Below are 16,789 nucleotides of genomic sequence, written 5' to 3' on the forward strand. Positions count from 1 at the left end.
GCAGGTATCACTCACTGAATCAAACGGTTAGGTGTTGCGACACTTTCGGTCAGCTCGGCCACTTGTTCCTGGGTCATGTGCGTGCCGTGACGAGCCAGGACACTTTCAGCCATCGCTGCAGGTGCCGACGACTCGTTGGCCGACGCCTCACCACGCAACAGGCTCAAAATACGCACGCTTAGCTTGTCAATGCTGGAGCTTTCGCTGAGTTCCATGACCGGCAGGCGAACGCCAAAGCGCTCTTCCAGGGCCACGATCAGCTCGACACTCATCAATGAGTCCAGCCCCAGCTCCTGCAACGGCCGCTGTGTATCCAGGCGCGATGCCGGCAGGCGCAGAATTTCACACACCTCGTGCTTGAGCAGTTCAGCAAAACGCTCCAGCAGCTGGTCATCGTCCAGCTCGACGAGCATGCGTTGAATGTCTTCGGCGTCGTTGTCGTCTTCCTGATCTCCGCCGTGAGCGCGCACCAACTCCAGGAAACGCGGGGACGCGGCGCTTGGCAGGAAACGCGACAAGGCTTTCCATTCCAGCTCCAGCACGCCGGTACCGTCATCGCCGTTGAGCAACATCTGCTCCAGGTGCGACAACGCGACTTCGGCTCGCAACGCAGCGCCGCCCATACGGCTTTGCAGCGCATCCTTGATCTGTTCGTTGCGGGCCAGAAAGCCGACATCGTCAATCGCGCCCCACAGCACGGCGGTTGCCGCCAGCCCTTGAGCACGGCGATATCGCGCCAGCGCTTCAAGCCAATGGTTGGCCGCCACGTAGTTGGCCTGTCCAGGGTTACCGAACAGTGTGGTGGCCGAAGAGAACATCACAAAGAAGTCCAGCGCCAGCTCACGGGTCAGTTGGTGCAGGTATTGTGCACCTTTGGCCTTGGGTTCCAGCACCCGTTGCAATTGCTCGGCGTCGAGATTGCGGATCAGGCTGTCGTCGATGACGGTGGCCGCGTGCACCAAGCCCCGTAGCGGGTACGGACTGGCGGCGATGCGCTCAAAGACACCGCGCAGTTGCACTTCATCAGTGATGTCACACGCCACTGCTTGCACATCAATACCTTGCGCGTGCCACACGGCAAGGCTTGGTTGAACCTCAAGACTGGCCGCGCCACGGCGACCCAGCAGCACCAGGTGCCGTGCGCCCTTGTCCACCAGCCACTGCGCGGTACGCAAGCCAAAGCCACCCACCCCGCCCGTGACCAGGTAAGTCGCTTCGCCACTGAGTTGCAGCGCCTTTTCTGGCTGGACACGGGTTTCCACCAAGTGCTCGATGGGGTTGCCATAGGTCACGACGATCTTGCCGATCTGACGGGCCTGCTGCATGTAGCGGAACGCTTCGACCACCTGGTTGGCGTCGAATTCGCGGAACGGCAGCGGGTGCAGGATGCCTTGTTCGAACAGCTCCATCATGTTCCCGAACAAACGTCGGGTCAGGTCCGGGCGCTCGCTCATCAACTGGTCGGCGTCGATGCCGAAATAACTGATGTTATTGCGAAACGGCCGCAAACCAATACGGGTGTTCTGGTAGAAGTCGCGCTTGCCCAACTCCAGGAAGCGGCCGAACGGTTTAAGGACTCGCAGGTTACGGTTGATCGCCTCACCTGCCAGCGAGTTGAGCACCACGTCGACACCCCGTCCGCCAGTCACCTCCAGCACTTCATCGGCGTACGCCAGCGAGCGGGAATCGAAGATGTGCTCAACACCCAGCAGGCGCAGGAAATCGCGTTTCTCGTCACTGCCAGCGGTGGCATAGATCTCGGCACCGCACCATTTGGCGATTTGAATTGCGGCAATACCGACACCGCCCGCAGCACCGTGGATCAGGACTTTCTCGCCCGGCTCCAGACGCGCCAAATAATGCAACGCGTAGTACACGGTGAAGAACGTACTCGGAATAGTCGCGGCCGCTTCGAACGACATCCCAGTCGGGATTTTCGCCACGGCGTTGGCGTTGGTCACCAGACGGTTGGCAAAACTGCAGGGGCCAAAGCCTACGACCCGGTCGCCGGGGGCAAAATCGCCCAAGACTTCAGCGCCCTTGCCTTGCACCACACCGGAAAATTCGAAACCCAGAGTCGGGCCAGAGAAACCGTTCTCGATGGCTTCATCGGACAACAGCCCCAGTGCAAACATCACGTCGCGGAAGTTGAGGCCCGTGGCGCGTACGGCAATGTCCAGTTCATCTACCGCCGGCACACTTGGATCGCGCACTTCCCAACGCAGGTTGCGCAATTGACCCGGCAGGTCAAAGCCCAGGCTGATTCGGCTGTCCTTGGCGTCAACTGGCTGGGCCCGTTCCGCCAGCACCCGCAGACGCGGCACATAGCGTTGACCGTCAGCCGTGATGGCCATCTCGGTCTCGGCATCGGCATGCAACAGCGCCGGGATCAGACTGACTAAAGGTGCGTTGAGTGCCAGATCCAGCAGGCGGATGCGGCAGTTGGCGGATTCATTGGCCAGGGTTCGGCCAAAGCCCCAGAAGGCCGCATCGGCAATGGCATCCACATCCGTCGCAGGTTCGGCACCGTACCAGTGACCCGCCGCACCACGGCTGAGCAGCCAGCACGTCGGGGCCATGCCCAACGATTCGCACGCCTGGACCAACGCAGCCGCCTGCATGCAGCGGGCACCCTGTGCGTCCAGACCGTGTGCCGCATCAAGACCGGCCATATGCACGACATGATCAGGGGCTTGATCCAGCGCCAGCAATTGCTGCGCCACCGCCTGAACATCCCCCGGCACCAGCAGGCTCACCGTCTGCCCTTGCTCGCGCAAGGCGTAGGCCAGTTGCTCTGCGCCCGCGTGCTGAGCTTGCGCCAGCAACGCCCAGTGCTGCACGGTGACTTCAGGTGCAACGCTGCCCGTGTTGTCGAGCTTGCCGGCCAGCAACAGATAACTGCCACAGGCATTGCCCGGCAAGGCCTCAAGGGTATGGGTCAGGTTCAGACCGTGGCGTTGCAGCTCTACCTGCCAGAACGACGGGCGCTGTTGGCGCGACAATGCCTGTTCCGGACCTGCCAGCCACCAGTCACTCTGGGCACCGAACACAAAGTCGGCCCAGCGCGCAGGGTGCTGGGCCAGCAGCGCCACTTCGCCATGCGGGTTGAGATGGCTACCGGCCTGGCGCAGTGCTTCGCCCACGGTATCCAGAGCCGCCAGATCGCTGGGCACCAGCACCCAGTCAAAGTTGCCGGCAGCACTCAGTTGCGCGAAATCAATCAGGTTCAGCGCCGGGCAATCAACGCGCAGCATCTGCGCCAACTCCGGCTCCGCTACGCAATAGGTGTAATCGACGCGATCAAAATCGATCCCGGCGTACAGCGACTCGGCAAACGACGGCCCGCCCAGACCCAGTTCCAGCACCCGAAGGCGCTGGCCGTCAGGCAACGCTGCCAAACGCTGCGCAAGGGTATCGCGCACACCGGCCAACAAACGTTGCTGGCCCACTGCACCCAGCACCAGACGCACCAGGTTGGCGCCACTGGTTTCGCGGGGCAGCAGTTGCTCAAGGGTTTGTTCCCCGTTAAGCAATGCCTGCAAATGGCGGCCGATGCGGCCCACCGAATGAATCAGCTGGAAATGTTCCGGGTAGCTCTGGAACAGCTCTTGCCAAATGGCTTGGCTGGAAGGACGCTCAGCAGCATCGACAACGCTCACGCAGCCATTGGCATCGCGGCTCAGGCTGCCGTCTTCCAGGCCCAGACGCAGCAAGGTGCTGAGGTAGTGGCTGGAAACGCCCTCCTGTTGCGACCAGAGGTCAATTTGCTCTGCACTCAGTTGACCGCCCGCTTGCTCGATCAGGTCCTGCACAAAGCTTGTGCACAACACATCCAGCAACGGCTCGACTTCGTTCAGGTAGCACAACTGCACAGGCTCATCGGCCAGCGTCTGGAAATGCGGCAGCAGCGGCGTGCTGCCGATGGCTTCACGCTGCACGGGGGTGACCTGACCGGGAGCAGCCAGGCCCACATGTGCCATGTGTTTGATATCGCCGTTGCGATCACGCTGCAGACGCACACCGCGAAAGCGCGCGTCCTTTATCGACAACACGGCAGCGCCAGTGGCGTCGAACAGGGTGAAATCCACCAGCAATGAATGCTCGGTACGCTTGAGTTGGCGCACTTCCGCCAGGCATGGCACGCCGCCCGCCCTGGCGTAGGCGATGCGTCCCAGTTTCACCGGAATAAACGCCAGCCCCTTGTTCGTGCCGGGCTGGCCCACCAGCAATTCGGTAATCAGCTGGAACGCGCCATCCAGCAACGCCGGGTGCACATACAGGTCGTCCATTTCAGGGCGGATGACCTCGGGAACGCTCAATTGCGCAAGGATGCGCGCCGGCTCGACCCACACTGCCGCGACGGTTTGATAAGCCGGGCCGTAGTTCAGGCCCACCGCACAGGTCAGCGCCAAATGTTGCGCACCGGTAAAGTCCGCCGGACGCGACGGCAAAGCCGGTGCACGCCCGCCCAGCATCACGCCTCGAGCTTCACCGGGCAGCCGCGCCACCACGTGCTGTACCCATTCTTCGTGCTGGGCCAGGCCACGGGAAGCAATATGCAAAGTGCCATCAGCCGGTTCGATATTGATCCGGATTTTTTTACTGCCGTCATGGCTGAGCAGCAGCGGGTTGTGAATTTCCAGTTCTTCGATGTCGACGAACTCACCCGGCTGATGCTGCAAGGCCGCCGCCAGTGCCAGCTCGCTAAAGCCAGCGCCCGGAAACAGTACCGCTTCACCGACCTTGTGATCGCCCAGGCTAGGGAACACCTGGGTATCGAGGCGGTTTTCCCAGGTCAGTGCACGATCAGGCAGCAAGTGGCCCAACAACGGGTGCACGCGCTTGCGTTGCAGCACCCCGAGCGACTCGGCGCTGACCGGCAGATAGAAGTGTTCGCGCTGCCAGCTGTAGTTCGGCAGCTTTACATGGCGCCCGGTGACCGGAAAGTGCGTTTGCCACTGTGGTTGCGCACCGGCAATCAGCAGTTTGGCAACGCTGCGCTCCAGCAGGAAAACGCTGTTATCCATGCGCAACAGTGTCGCAATCACTTGGCCGGAGCGCTCGGCGCTGGTCAGTGCATCCGTGACATAGGAGCGCAGGATCGGGTGCGGGCCCACCTCGACAAACAGGTTGAAGCCCTGCGCCACCAGTGCATCCATCGCACCCTGGAACAACACCGGCATGCGAATGTTCTGCCACCAGTAGTGGCCGTCCAGACGCTCACCCTCCAGCTGGGCGCCGACCACAGTGGAATAAAACGGCAATGTGGTACTGCGCGGACGGATGTGCGCCAGATCAGCAATCACTTGCTGCTCTATAGGGTTCATGCTCGGGGAATGGAACGCGTAGTCCAGGTCCAGCAAGCGGATAAACACCTGGCGCTCGCTCAACACTTGCTCCAGTTGAGTCAACGCTTCAAGCGGACCGGCCACCGTGGCGCCACGGGAGCTGTTTTCGCCCGCGATCACCAGTAACTGCTCCAGCCCCAGTTCCACCAGCACTGCCGAGGTCGCTTCGGCGCAGAGGCCGACGGCGGCCATACGGCCAGTACCCCGGGTCAGCCCTTGCAGACGACTGCGATGGAAAATCACTTGGGTCGCGTCTTCGAGGCTCAGGGCGCCGCTGGCCCAGGCGGCCGCGACTTCGCCGACGCTGTGCCCGATCACCGCGGATGGATGAAAACCTTGCGCCACCAGCACGCGGGTGACTGCAACTTGCAAGGCAAACAGCGCAGGTTGCGCAATCTCGGTACGCACATAACGGTCGTCGCCGTTTTCGCCCGACAGTTCAGCCCGCAGCGAATAACCGGCCAACGGCTGGAACAGTGCATCGACTTCGGCCACGGCCGCTTCAAACACCGGGTCGCCGAGCATCGCCCGGCCCATGCCTTGCCATTGCGAACCGTTGCCCGAGTAGACAAAGACCGGGCCCTGAGCGTTGTCCAGCGCCTGACCGGCTTCGACCACGGAGCTCAATTCGCTGAGGCTCGGATCTTGGGCGTAGTCGGCCAGCGCTTGCGCAGCTTCGGCACAATCGGAGCCAATCAGCAGCAAGCGATGGCTGTGGGCATCACGGCGAAACAGGGCCTGATAGGCCACGTCGTAAAAATCGGCTTCCGGCCTGGACGCCAGATATTCAGCGTAATCCTGAGCGGTTGCACGCAGGCCGTCGGCGTCTTTGGCGCTGAGCATCAACGGCAGACGGCGGCCAGGTGTTGACGCGCGCGAGACGGCCAGCGGCTCGGCGCTTTGCAAAATAACGTGAGCGTTGGCGCCACCAAACCCGAAAGAGTTGATACCGACAGTCAGTTGCCCTTCAGCCTTGAGCGGCTGATTGGCGGTAACCACCTGCAGGTTGAGGTCGGCAAACGGAATCGTCGGGTTGAGTGCATCGCCGCCGATGGTCGCAGGTACCATCCGCTCACTCAGGCAATTGAGGGCCTTCATCAACCCCGCCACGCCCGATGCCGCCTCGAGATGCCCCATGTTGCTTTTGACAGACCCTATCGGCAGCGGGTTACCCGCCCCGCGGGCCTGACCCAATGATTCACCAATGGCACGACTCTCAATGGGGTCACCCACTGCGGTGCCTGTGCCATGGGCTTCGAGGTAGTCCAGCTGCGAGGGGTCGATACCGACCTTGGCGTAGATGCCTTTGAGCAGCGCCGCCTGCGCTTCAGCGCTGGGCAGCGTCAGGCTCGACTTGCGGCCATCGGTATTGACCGCACTGGCCGCTACCACGGCCAAAATCGGGTTGCCGTCCGCCAGCGCCTGATCGTAGTCCTTGAGCAGGAACAGTCCACCGCCCTCCGAACGCGCATAGCCATCACCGTTCTGGTCAAACGACTGGCAACGCCCGGTACGCGACAACATCGAGGCCTTGGCAAAAATCATGAAACCGAACGGATGCATGTGCAGGCTAATGCCGCCGGTCACGGCCTGATCGATATCACCGCTGAGAATCGCCTGACACGCCTGATGGAAGGCCACCAGTGAGGACGAACACGCGGTGTCGATGGCCATGCTGGGGCCACGCAGATCGTAAAAGAAGGACAGACGATTGGCGGCAATACTCATGGTATTGCCGGTGGCCGTGGCCGCGTCGATGGACGCCATGTCATCGACCACACGGTAGGCCTGCTCGACGCTGGCAATACCCAAGTAAACGCCACAGTTGCTGCCGCGCAGGCTGGACGGTTTAACCCCGGCGTTTTCGAAGGTTTCCCAGCACATTTCGAGCAGCATGCGCTGTTGCGGATCCATCATCATGGCTTCGCGCGGCGAAATACTGAAAAAACCCGCATCAAAAGCGGTTATATCGCCCAGAGAGCCCGAGGCGAAGGTATACGTGGTGGCCGGACTGGCTTTGTCAGGGTGTAGAAACTCGGCATGTTCCCAGCGCGAGGCATCGACCTGAGTCACCAGGTCGCGCCCCTCCATCAGGTTCTGCCAGAAGCTGCTGGCCGTGGAACCGGGAAAACGGAAAGAATTACCAACAATTGCTACCTGTCTACGTTTTGTCAAAACCATTCCTTAAAAATACTCATGACCACCATCCCATCCTGTCGATGGCTGCATGCCGAGCGGGTTAAATGCTGGCAAGTTGTTAAGCGTCACCTGGAGGTTGTCGATGTATCTGCGACTGACTTGCTGCGTACACGTGACGAATAAGGTCTATTGCCGAATTGTCTTAGGAAATGCCTATATTTAGTGTCGGAATAATACGCGATCTAGGCCATGAGGCAAAATGTCTTGAGCGCCACACGGCGACTTACTGCCCAGTGACACGCTACAGAGTGACGAAAGCCCCCCTGGACACGAGACTCCACCCGCTGAAGCGTGGCCCCCTGACTTTCCCGCGCCCACAAAAAAGCCCCGCAGACGTTAATCTGCGGGGCTTTGAATGTGGAGGCCGAAGCCGGAATCGAACCGGCGTGGGCGGATTTGCAATCCGCTGCATAACCATTTTGCTATTCGGCCAATTGTGCTTGAGGCTTCATTAGAAACATCAAAAACAAGAAACTTTGCTCGGCGACTCTATCGCTGCAAGCCTTTGATTCATCAGCACTTCAGGTGGCTGCCCGGGCTGATGGCGCGCATTATGTACTAGATCATGGAAGCTGGCAACCCCCTGAATTCTAATAATTTTTAGTGAATGCCGAGGGCCGCTGAATGCTCCGGCCTGTCTGCGCTAGAGCACTATCCTTCGCCAAGCAATCAAGCGTCCTACCGCTTGTGCTACTTATGCCCTCGCCATCAGAAGATTTGGCCGACTTCTTCGCCAGAGATGCTCACGTACAGTCTCGCCGCCGTTAACGAACGGACTGACGAACTTATTGGAGCTTTATGATGAAAACGATATGGAAGACTGCCGCTGTCGCTGCAGTAGTTTTGGCAACCAGCGGCTGCATGAGCCACAACGTAAGCCAGCCCAATGCTCCGATCGCCGGCACGGTGACTGCTGATCTGAAAGCCAACATTGAAGTGGGCAGCGAAATTACCGGGCAATCGTCCTCGAATATCTTGTTTGGCGTGCTGAAGATCAGCGGCGACAGCGAGTTCGCGGACGGCGTGACTTACGGCGGCCCGGCACCCGCCTTCAGCTTGCCGGATCCGGTATCGGCGACCAAGGCTGCCGCTGCCTATAAAGCAGTCAAGAGCTCGGGCTCGGATCTGATCGTCGCTCCACGCTACGCCGTTTCAGTTGAAGACTACTTCATCTTCAAGAAGGTCAATGTGACCGTGACCGGTAGCAAAGGTACGATCAAGACCATTCGCTAAGTCGAATCGTTGACCCGGCGGCACGCCTGAGGTCGCTCGGGCTGATTCCCCAGTCAGCACATGCCCTGCCCTGGCAAAGCCCTGATGATTTGCCAGGGTTACGAGCGACCGATTGATCGCCCAGCGGGTTCGGCGGGACGCGTGTCCCGCCACCTGCCGTCAAATCACCACATTGCGAATGAAGCGTACCGCACGCTCGCCGTCATTGCGGTAAGCATGCGGCCTGTCACTGGCGTACATATAGAATTCGCCCGCGCTGAATGTCAGTACCTGATCGTCGATCACTAACGTCAAGCAACCGTCAAACACGTAGAGCTGCTCATTCCAGCCCTCGGCATCCGCTTGCGAGAAATAAGTCTCGCCCGGCTGCAGCGTCCACTCCCAAAGCTCAACCTCGCGACAAGCGACGGCTTTGGCCAGCAACACGGCCTTGCTCCCGGCAATGGCACCCGTCCACGCCACTTCATTGATCCGGCTGGGATCAGGCGAACCTGGCGCCTGGATCAAATCACTGAACGCGACATTGAGGGCCTCGGCGACCCGGTCCAGCGTGCTCAGGCTGACATTCTTTTCACCCGCCTCGATCGCCACCAGCATCCGCCGACTGACACCGGACAATTCGGACAGAGCGCTTTGACTGAGTTGCGCCGCTTGCCTCAAGCGCCGGACGTTCTGGCTGACATGCTGCAAGACCGAGGCGCGTTGTGAATTTTCTTTGGGCACTATATTGCTCACCTTATGGGACTGCGCAGTATACTGCTCAGCTTTGGCGCATTGTGCGTCCCCCTTAACCCAGTGCGCAAGGTTGCGACGCCCTTGAAATTTTCCAGACTGTTGTCTTTGAGTTCCCGCCTCAGCAAAGCGGAATGCGTACTGGTGCTGATCACCATGGTGTGGGGCATCACCTTTTTGCTGGTGCAACATGCGCTGACGGCCAGCGGGCCAATGTTCTTTGTCGGCCTTCGCTTTGCCGCGGCGGCCTGTATCGTCGCGCTTTTTTCGATGCGCAGTTTGCGTGGCATTACGCTGCTCGAGTTAAAGGCCGGGATGTTCATCGGTGTCTCGATCATGCTCGGTTACGGGCTGCAAACCATTGGCTTGCAAACCATCCCAAGCAGCCAGTCTGCTTTTATTACTGCGCTTTACGTCCCCTTTGTACCGTTGCTGCAATGGCTGGTCCTGGGGCGACGCCCCGGTTTGATGCCAAGCCTGGGCATTATTCTGGCGTTTACCGGGCTGATGCTGTTATCCGGGCCTGGCGGCGCGTCGCTGAAGTTCAGCCCGGGTGAAATCGCCACGCTGGTCAGCGCCATTGCCATCGCCGCAGAAATCATTCTGATCAGCGCCTATGCCGGCCAGGTGGATGTGCGCAGGGTCACCGTGGTGCAACTGAGTACGGCCTCGATTCTGGCTTTTTTGATGATTGTGCCGACACAAGAAGCCATACCCGACTTTTCATGGCTATTGTTAGCCAGTGCGGTAGGGCTGGGTGCCGCCAGTGCGGTGATTCAAGTTGCCATGAACTGGGCGCAAAAAAGCGTATCCCCCACTCGGGCCACGCTGATTTACGCAGGTGAGCCGGTATGGGCCGGCATCGCCGGGCGTCTGGCGGGCGAGCGGCTGCCAGGGATTGCCTTGCTCGGGGCGGCCTTGATTGTTGCAGCGGTGATCGTCAGTGAGTTAAAAACCAAGGGTAAGCCCCTCGCCGCCGATCAGGAAAGGCTAGGCGACGAAGCCAGCGACTAAAGCCACTGCCCTGACCTGCCATGTGAAAAATCATATTCAGGAGCGTTCATACAAGGACGAAACCGGAACACGCAGCAACGGGTTGCACACATTTTGTAGGATTCCTCTGCAGACTCGTTGTTGGTGATCCACTAACGGCCACGTATGATCGCTCACAAACTCCTGCAGATTAGAAGCCTATGTCCCTGATAGTTCTACTGCTTCTGCCCTTTATCGGCAGCTGTCTGGCGGCTGTTTTGCCGCACAACGCCCGCAACAGTGAATCACTGTTGGCCGGTCTGATTGCACTGATCGGTACCGTTCAAGTAGCCCTGCTCTACCCGCAAATAGCCCATGGCGGCGTGATTCGCGAAGAGTTCATGTGGCTGCCCAGTCTCGGCTTGAATTTCGTCCTGCGCCTGGACGGATTCGCCTGGCTGTTCTCCATACTGGTGCTTGGCATCGGCACGCTGGTGTCGCTGTACGCGCGCTATTACATGTCACCCGAAGACCCGGTGCCGCGGTTCTTCGCGTTTTTCCTGGCGTTCATGGGGGCCATGCTTGGCCTCGTGCTTTCAGGCAATTTGATTCAGATCGTTTTCTTCTGGGAGCTCACCAGCCTCTTTTCATTCTTGCTGATTGGTTATTGGCACCACCGTTCGGACGCTCGACGCGGCGCTTATATGGCGCTGATGGTCACGGGCGCCGGGGGGTTGTGTCTGCTGGCGGGGGTCATGCTGCTCGGCCATGTCGTCGGCAGCTATGATCTGGATACAGTGCTCGCGGCCGGCGATCAAATCCGCGCACACAGCCTGTATCCGATTTTGCTCCCCCTTATCCTGATCGGCGCCCTGAGCAAAAGCGCGCAGTTTCCGTTTCACTTCTGGCTGCCCCACGCGATGGCCGCACCAACGCCCGTATCGGCTTACTTGCACTCGGCAACCATGGTCAAGGCCGGGGTCTTCTTGCTGGCCAGGTTGTGGCCCTCATTGTCCGGCAGTGAAGAGTGGTTCTGGATTGTCAGCGGTGCCGGCGCCTGCACCCTGGTACTCGGCGCGTACTGCGCGATGTTTCAAAATGACCTCAAAGGCCTGCTGGCCTATTCGACCATCAGCCATCTCGGCCTGATTACCCTGCTGCTGGGTCTCAACAGCCCATTGGCCGCGGTCGCCGCGGTGTTCCACATCCTCAACCATGCAACCTTCAAAGCGTCCCTGTTCATGGCCGCGGGCATCATCGACCACGAAAGCGGCACCCGGGATATCCGCAAGCTCAGCGGCCTGTTCAAGCTCATGCCCTACACCGCAACCCTGGCCATGGTCGCCAGCGCTTCGATGGCCGGGGTGCCGCTGCTCAACGGTTTCCTGTCCAAAGAGATGTTCTTTGCCGAAACCGTGTTCATCAACTCCACGGCCTGGGTTGAAATCGCCCTGCCCGTGATCGCGACCATCGCCGGCACATTCAGCGTGGCCTATGCCTTGCGCTTTACTGTGGACGTCTTCTTCGGTCCACCCGCGACCAACCTGCCGCATACCCCGCACGAGCCGCCGCGCTGGATGCGCGCACCGGTTGAACTGCTGGTGTTCACCTGCCTGATGGTAGGTATCTTCCCGGCACACACCATCGGTCCGTTGCTGGCGGCCGCCGCGCAACCGGTGGTGGGTGGCGAGTTGCCGGAATACAGCCTGGCCATCTGGCACGGCTTGAATGCACCGATGATCATGAGCCTGATCGCCATGTCGGGCGGCATCGTGCTCTATGTCCTGCTGCGCAAGCAGCTCAAGCTCGGGCGCTTCCCGCGGCCGCCGCTGACCCGCTACTTCGACGGCAAGCGCTTTTTCGAGCGCAGCCTGGTGGTGATCATGCGCGGCGCGCGCCGGATCGAGCGACGCATCAGTACTCAGCGCCTGCAAACCCAGCTGTTCCTGTTGATCCTGGCCGCCGTGATTGCCGGTCTGATCCCGATGCTCTACAGCGTTCTCACCTGGGGCGACCGGCCGAAAATCCCAGGGTCGATCGTATTCGTCACCCTTTGGCTACTGGCGATTGCCTGTGCGCTGGGTGCCGCCTGGCAAGCGAAATATCACCGGCTTGCGGCCCTGACCATGGTCAGCGTGTGCGGCCTGATGACCTGCGTGACCTTTGTCTGGTTCTCGGCACCTGACCTGGCCCTGACTCAACTGGTGGTCGAAGTCGTGACCACCGTGCTGATCCTGCTGGGCCTGCGCTGGCTACCACGCCGGATCGAAGACGTCTCGCCCTTGCCCGGCACCTTGCGCAAGGCACGGACCCGTCGCCTGCGCGACTTGCTGCTGTCCTTTGCCGTCGGCGGCGGCATGGCGTTGCTGTCCTACGCAATGCTGACTCGTCAGACTCCCAACGACATCTCTTCGTTCTACCTCAGCCGTGCCCTGCCGGAAGGCGGCGGCAGCAATGTGGTGAATGTGATGCTGGTGGATTTCCGGGGTTTCGACACATTGGGTGAAATCACCGTACTGGCCGCCGTGGCACTGACTGTATTTGCCCTGCTGCGCCGCTTCCGCCCGCCCAAGGAAAGCATGGAGCTACCGGCCCAGCAGCGCCTGCTGGCCAAGGACGTGGTCACCGATCTGGTCAACCCGCGCAGCGCCAGCGATACCGCACTGGGATTCATGATGGTGCCGGCGGTGCTGGTGCGCCTGCTGCTGCCAGTGGCCTTCATCGTATCGATGTACCTGTTCATGCGCGGTCACAACCAGCCGGGCGGCGGATTTGTTGCCGGCCTGGTGATGTCGGTGGCGTTCATCCTGCAATACATGGTTGCCGGTACACAGTGGGTTGAAGCCCAGATGAGCCTGCGTCCCTTGCGCTGGATGGGCACCGGTTTGTTGTGCGCCACACTCACCGGCCTGGGCGCGATTCCCTTGGGTTATCCGTTCCTGACCACTCACACCGCACACTTCAGCCTGCCGTTGCTGGGCGATATTCATGTCGCCAGCGCCCTGTTCTTCGACATTGGCGTCTTCGCGGTGGTCGTCGGTGCCACCCTGCTCATCCTGACTGCACTGGCTCACCAGTCCGTGCGCGCCCATCGACCCGCTCTTCAAAACAAGACTGGAGCCTCCTGATGGAAGAAGTCATCGCTATCGCTATCGGCGTTCTGGCCGCTTCAGGCACCTGGCTGGTATTGCGTCCACGGACCTTTCAGGTAGTCATGGGCCTGTGCCTGCTGTCGTACGGGGTCAACCTGTTCATTTTCAGCATGGGCAGCCTGTTTATCGGCAAGGAGCCGGTGATCAAGAACGGCGTGCCTCAGGACCTGCTCAATTACACCGATCCGCTGCCCCAGGCGCTCGTTCTGACCGCCATCGTCATCAGTTTCGCCATGACCGCGCTGTTTCTAGTGGTCTTGCTGGCCTCCCGGGGCCTGACCGGTACCGACCACGTAGATGGCCGGGAGCCTAAAGAATGAATTTGATGCCGCATCTGATCGTCGCGCCCATTCTGTTACCGCTGCTGACCGCCGCCTGCATGCTGTTGCTGGGGGAAAAACACCGACCGCTGAAAGCTCGGATCAATCTGGTCTCGACCCTGCTCGGCCTCGGCATTGCCGTGTTGCTGCTGGTGTGGACCCAGCAGCAGAGCACACCGGCAGCCATTGGCGTGTACCTGCCCAGCAACTGGCAAGTGCCCTTCGGGATTGCCCTGGTGGTCGATCCTCTGGCTGCGCTGATGCTGGTCCTGACCGGCATCATCGCCAGCTGCGCCCTGCTGTTCGCCATGGCCCGCTGGGACCGTGCCGGGGCCAGCTTTCACGCCCTGTTCCAGATCCAGCTGATGGGCCTGTACGGGGCCTTCCTGACAGCCGACCTGTTCAACCTGTTTGTGTTCTTCGAAGTGCTGCTGGCCGCTTCCTACGGGCTGATGCTCCACGGCTCGGGCAAGGCGCGGGTTTCGGCGGGGTTGCACTACATCTCGATCAACCTGCTGGCTTCGTCCCTGTTCCTGATTGGTGCGGCCTTGATCTACGGTGTCACCGGAACCCTGAACATGGCCGACCTGGCCTTGAAAATCCCCCTGGTGCCGGAAGCTGATCGCGGCTTGCTGCACGCCGGTGCCGCCATTCTCGCCATCGCCTTCCTGGCCAAGGCCGGCATGTGGCCGCTGAACTTCTGGCTGGTACCGGCCTATTCGTCGGCCAGCGCACCAGTTGCCGCGCTGTTCGCGATCATGACCAAAGTCGGGATCTACACCGTGCTGCGGTTATGGACCTTGCTGTTTTCCGGTCAGGCCGGGGCCTCGGCCTACTTTGCCAGCGACTGGCTGATCTACGGCGGCATGGCGACCATCGTCTGCGCCGCCATCGCCATCCTCGCCGCCCAGCGTCTTGAGCGCATGGCCAGCCTGAGCATCCTGGTCTCGGCCGGGATCCTGCTGTCGGCGGTCGGTTTCGCCCAACCCAACCTGACCGCTGCCGCCCTGTTCTATCTGGTCAGCTCGACGCTGGCCCTGAGCGCATTGTTCATGCTGGGCGAGCTGATCGAGCGTTCGCGCTCCTCCAACGAACCGATCCTTGAAGACGATGCAGAACCCCTGCCCAGCCTGATGGAATCATTGAACCCACCGCGCGGCACCAACCTGGATGACGAACAGAAAGCCGTGGTCGGTCTGATCATTCCGTGGACGATGGCGTTCCTGGGGCTGAGTTTTATCGCCTGCGCCCTGTTGATTATCGGTATGCCGCCGTTGTCCGGGTTCATTGGCAAACTGAGCCTGCTCAATGCCCTGCTCAATCCGATGGGCCTGGGTAACGACACCGGAGCACCGATCTCCGGCAGCGCCTGGAGCCTGTTGGTGCTGTTGATCCTCTCGGGCCTGGCATCGCTGATCGCCTTTTCACGCATGGGCATTCAACGCTTCTGGACACCCCTTGAGCGCCCTTCGCCGCTACTGCGTCGTTTCGAATGCATCCCCATCGTGATCCTGCTTGGCCTGTGCGTGGTGCTGACCTTCAAGGCAGAGCCCGTGCTGCGTTACACTCAGGCCGCCGCCGACACCCTGAACACCCCCGAGCGTTATGTGATGGCGGTACTTGGCACGCGCCCGGTACCCAGCCCTGAAGCCAGGGCCGCTCTGCAGGAGGTGCAACCATGAAGCGCCTGTTTCCGGCTCCCTGGCTGTCCCTTGCGCTGTGGCTGCTGTGGCTGTTGCTCAACCTTTCGTTGAGCGCCGGCAACCTGCTGCTGGGCGCCGCGCTGGCCTTTGCGGCCCCGCTGATGATGGCCCCGCTGCGACCATTGCCGATTCGCATTCGACGTCCCGGGGTGATTCTCAAGCTGTTCTTTCTGGTCGGTCGTGACGTGGTGATTTCCAACATTGCCGTCGCCTGGGGCGTGCTCAATGCCGGCAAAAAGCCGCCACGCTCGCGGTTCATCAAGATCCCCCTGGACCTGCACGACGCCAACGGCCTGGCTGCCCTGTCAATGATCACCACCGTGGTGCCCGGCACCATCTGGTCGGAACTGGCGCTGGACCGCAGCATCCTGCTGCTGCACGTGTTCGACCTGGATGACGAAGCGCAGTTTATTGAGCACTTCAAGGCCACCTACGAACGCCCTCTGATGGAGATCTTTGAATGAGTGCCCTGCTCTCCAATGCGATCCTGCTCAGCCTGTTCATCTTCAGCCTGGCCATGGTCCTGACCGTGATCCGGCTCTTCAAGGGGCCGTCTGCCCAGGACCGGGTTCTGGCGCTGGACTACCTGTACATCCTGGCCATGCTGATGATGCTGGTGCTGGGGATCCGCTACGCCAGTGACACCTACTTTGAAGGTGCATTGCTGATAGCCCTGTTCGGTTTTGTCGGCTCGTTTGCGCTGGCCAAATTCCTGTTGCGTGGCGAGGTGATCGAATGAATTCCGTCAGCGAGCTCTCTCTCTGGATTGAAATTCCGGTGGCGCTGCTACTGGTACTGAGCAGCCTGTTTGCCCTGTGCGGCGCGATCGGTCTGTTACGCCTAAAAGACTTCTTTGAGCGCATGCACCCACCGGCTCTGGCCTCCACCCTCGGCGCCTGGGGCGTGGCACTGGCCTCGATCCTGTACTTCTCGGCCCTTAAATCGACGCTCGTGCTTCACGCATGGCTGATTCCAATCCTGCTGTCCATCACCGTGCCGGTGACCACCCTTTTGCTGGCGCGTACCTCACTGTTCCGCAAACGCATGGCGGGCGAAGACGTACCGGCTGAAGTCAGCAGCGGCGGACGCAGCGAAGGTGGCAGCTGACACGAGCACAGAAAACAAACGCC

The 16,789-nt window shown here is 60.6% G+C and carries 10 protein-coding genes and 1 tRNA gene; 8 read left to right on the forward strand and 3 right to left on the reverse strand.

Annotated features, from left to right (window positions below; all coding sequences use genetic code 11):
• Positions 1 to 11 precede the first annotated feature (11 nt).
• Together DQN55_RS12595 and DQN55_RS12600 are read right to left on the reverse strand one after the other, a co-directional pair.
• Positions 12 to 7,523: a type I polyketide synthase gene (locus DQN55_RS12595; protein ID WP_048382251.1), complete on the reverse strand. Its 7,512-nt coding sequence runs from the start codon at positions 7,521 to 7,523 to the stop codon at positions 12 to 14.
• A gap of 382 nt (positions 7,524 to 7,905) precedes the next feature.
• Positions 7,906 to 7,979: transfer RNA gene (locus DQN55_RS12600), tRNA-Cys, on the reverse strand.
• Positions 7,980 to 8,348: 369 nt separating this feature from the next.
• On the opposite strand from DQN55_RS12600, the gene DQN55_RS12605 reads away from it, so the two are divergent.
• Complete coding sequence (locus DQN55_RS12605) at positions 8,349 to 8,780, forward strand: hypothetical protein (RefSeq protein ID WP_048382152.1); 432 nt, start codon at positions 8,349 to 8,351, stop codon at positions 8,778 to 8,780.
• A 159-nt stretch (positions 8,781 to 8,939) separates the two neighbouring features.
• On the opposite strand, the gene DQN55_RS12610 is transcribed toward DQN55_RS12605, so the two are convergent.
• Positions 8,940 to 9,503, reverse strand: coding sequence for a helix-turn-helix domain-containing protein (locus DQN55_RS12610; RefSeq protein ID WP_048382151.1), 564 nt, complete (start codon positions 9,501 to 9,503; stop codon positions 8,940 to 8,942).
• Positions 9,504 to 9,668: 165 nt separating this feature from the next.
• On the opposite strand from DQN55_RS12610, the gene DQN55_RS12615 reads away from it, so the two are divergent.
• The 7 genes from DQN55_RS12615 (at position 9,669) to DQN55_RS12645 (ending at position 16,766) form a co-directional block, all read left to right on the forward strand.
• A complete protein-coding gene (locus DQN55_RS12615) occupies positions 9,669 to 10,526 on the forward strand; it encodes a DMT family transporter (protein ID WP_408634595.1) in 858 nt (285 codons plus the stop codon).
• A 179-nt stretch (positions 10,527 to 10,705) separates the two neighbouring features.
• Positions 10,706 to 13,612: a monovalent cation/H+ antiporter subunit A gene (locus tag DQN55_RS12620; RefSeq protein ID WP_048382149.1), complete on the forward strand. Its 2,907-nt coding sequence runs from the start codon at positions 10,706 to 10,708 to the stop codon at positions 13,610 to 13,612.
• Positions 13,612 to 13,956, forward strand: a complete 345-nt coding sequence (locus DQN55_RS12625) for a Na+/H+ antiporter subunit C (protein ID WP_019829081.1) — start codon at positions 13,612 to 13,614, stop codon at positions 13,954 to 13,956. The genes DQN55_RS12620 and DQN55_RS12625 overlap by 1 nt, the downstream gene beginning before the upstream one ends.
• Positions 13,953 to 15,638, forward strand: a complete 1,686-nt coding sequence (locus tag DQN55_RS12630; protein WP_048382148.1) for a monovalent cation/H+ antiporter subunit D — start codon at positions 13,953 to 13,955, stop codon at positions 15,636 to 15,638. The genes DQN55_RS12625 and DQN55_RS12630 overlap by 4 nt, the downstream gene beginning before the upstream one ends.
• Positions 15,635 to 16,123 carry a Na+/H+ antiporter subunit E gene (locus DQN55_RS12635; protein ID WP_048382147.1) on the forward strand — a complete coding sequence of 163 codons (489 nt, stop codon included), beginning with the start codon at positions 15,635 to 15,637 and terminating at the stop codon, positions 16,121 to 16,123. Before DQN55_RS12630 ends, DQN55_RS12635 begins: the two co-directional genes overlap by 4 nt.
• Positions 16,120 to 16,398: a K+/H+ antiporter subunit F gene (locus tag DQN55_RS12640; RefSeq protein WP_016780538.1), complete on the forward strand. Its 279-nt coding sequence runs from the start codon at positions 16,120 to 16,122 to the stop codon at positions 16,396 to 16,398. The genes DQN55_RS12635 and DQN55_RS12640 overlap by 4 nt, the downstream gene beginning before the upstream one ends.
• The gene (locus DQN55_RS12645; RefSeq protein WP_048382146.1) at positions 16,395 to 16,766 is read left to right on the forward strand and encodes a Na+/H+ antiporter subunit G; all 372 of its coding nucleotides are present in this window, start codon (positions 16,395 to 16,397) and stop codon (positions 16,764 to 16,766) included. The genes DQN55_RS12640 and DQN55_RS12645 overlap by 4 nt, the downstream gene beginning before the upstream one ends.
• Positions 16,767 to 16,789 lie beyond the last annotated feature (23 nt).

Source organism: Pseudomonas taetrolens (assembly GCF_900475285.1).
In the GTDB taxonomy this organism is placed as follows: Bacteria; Pseudomonadota; Gammaproteobacteria; order Pseudomonadales; family Pseudomonadaceae; genus Aquipseudomonas; species Aquipseudomonas taetrolens.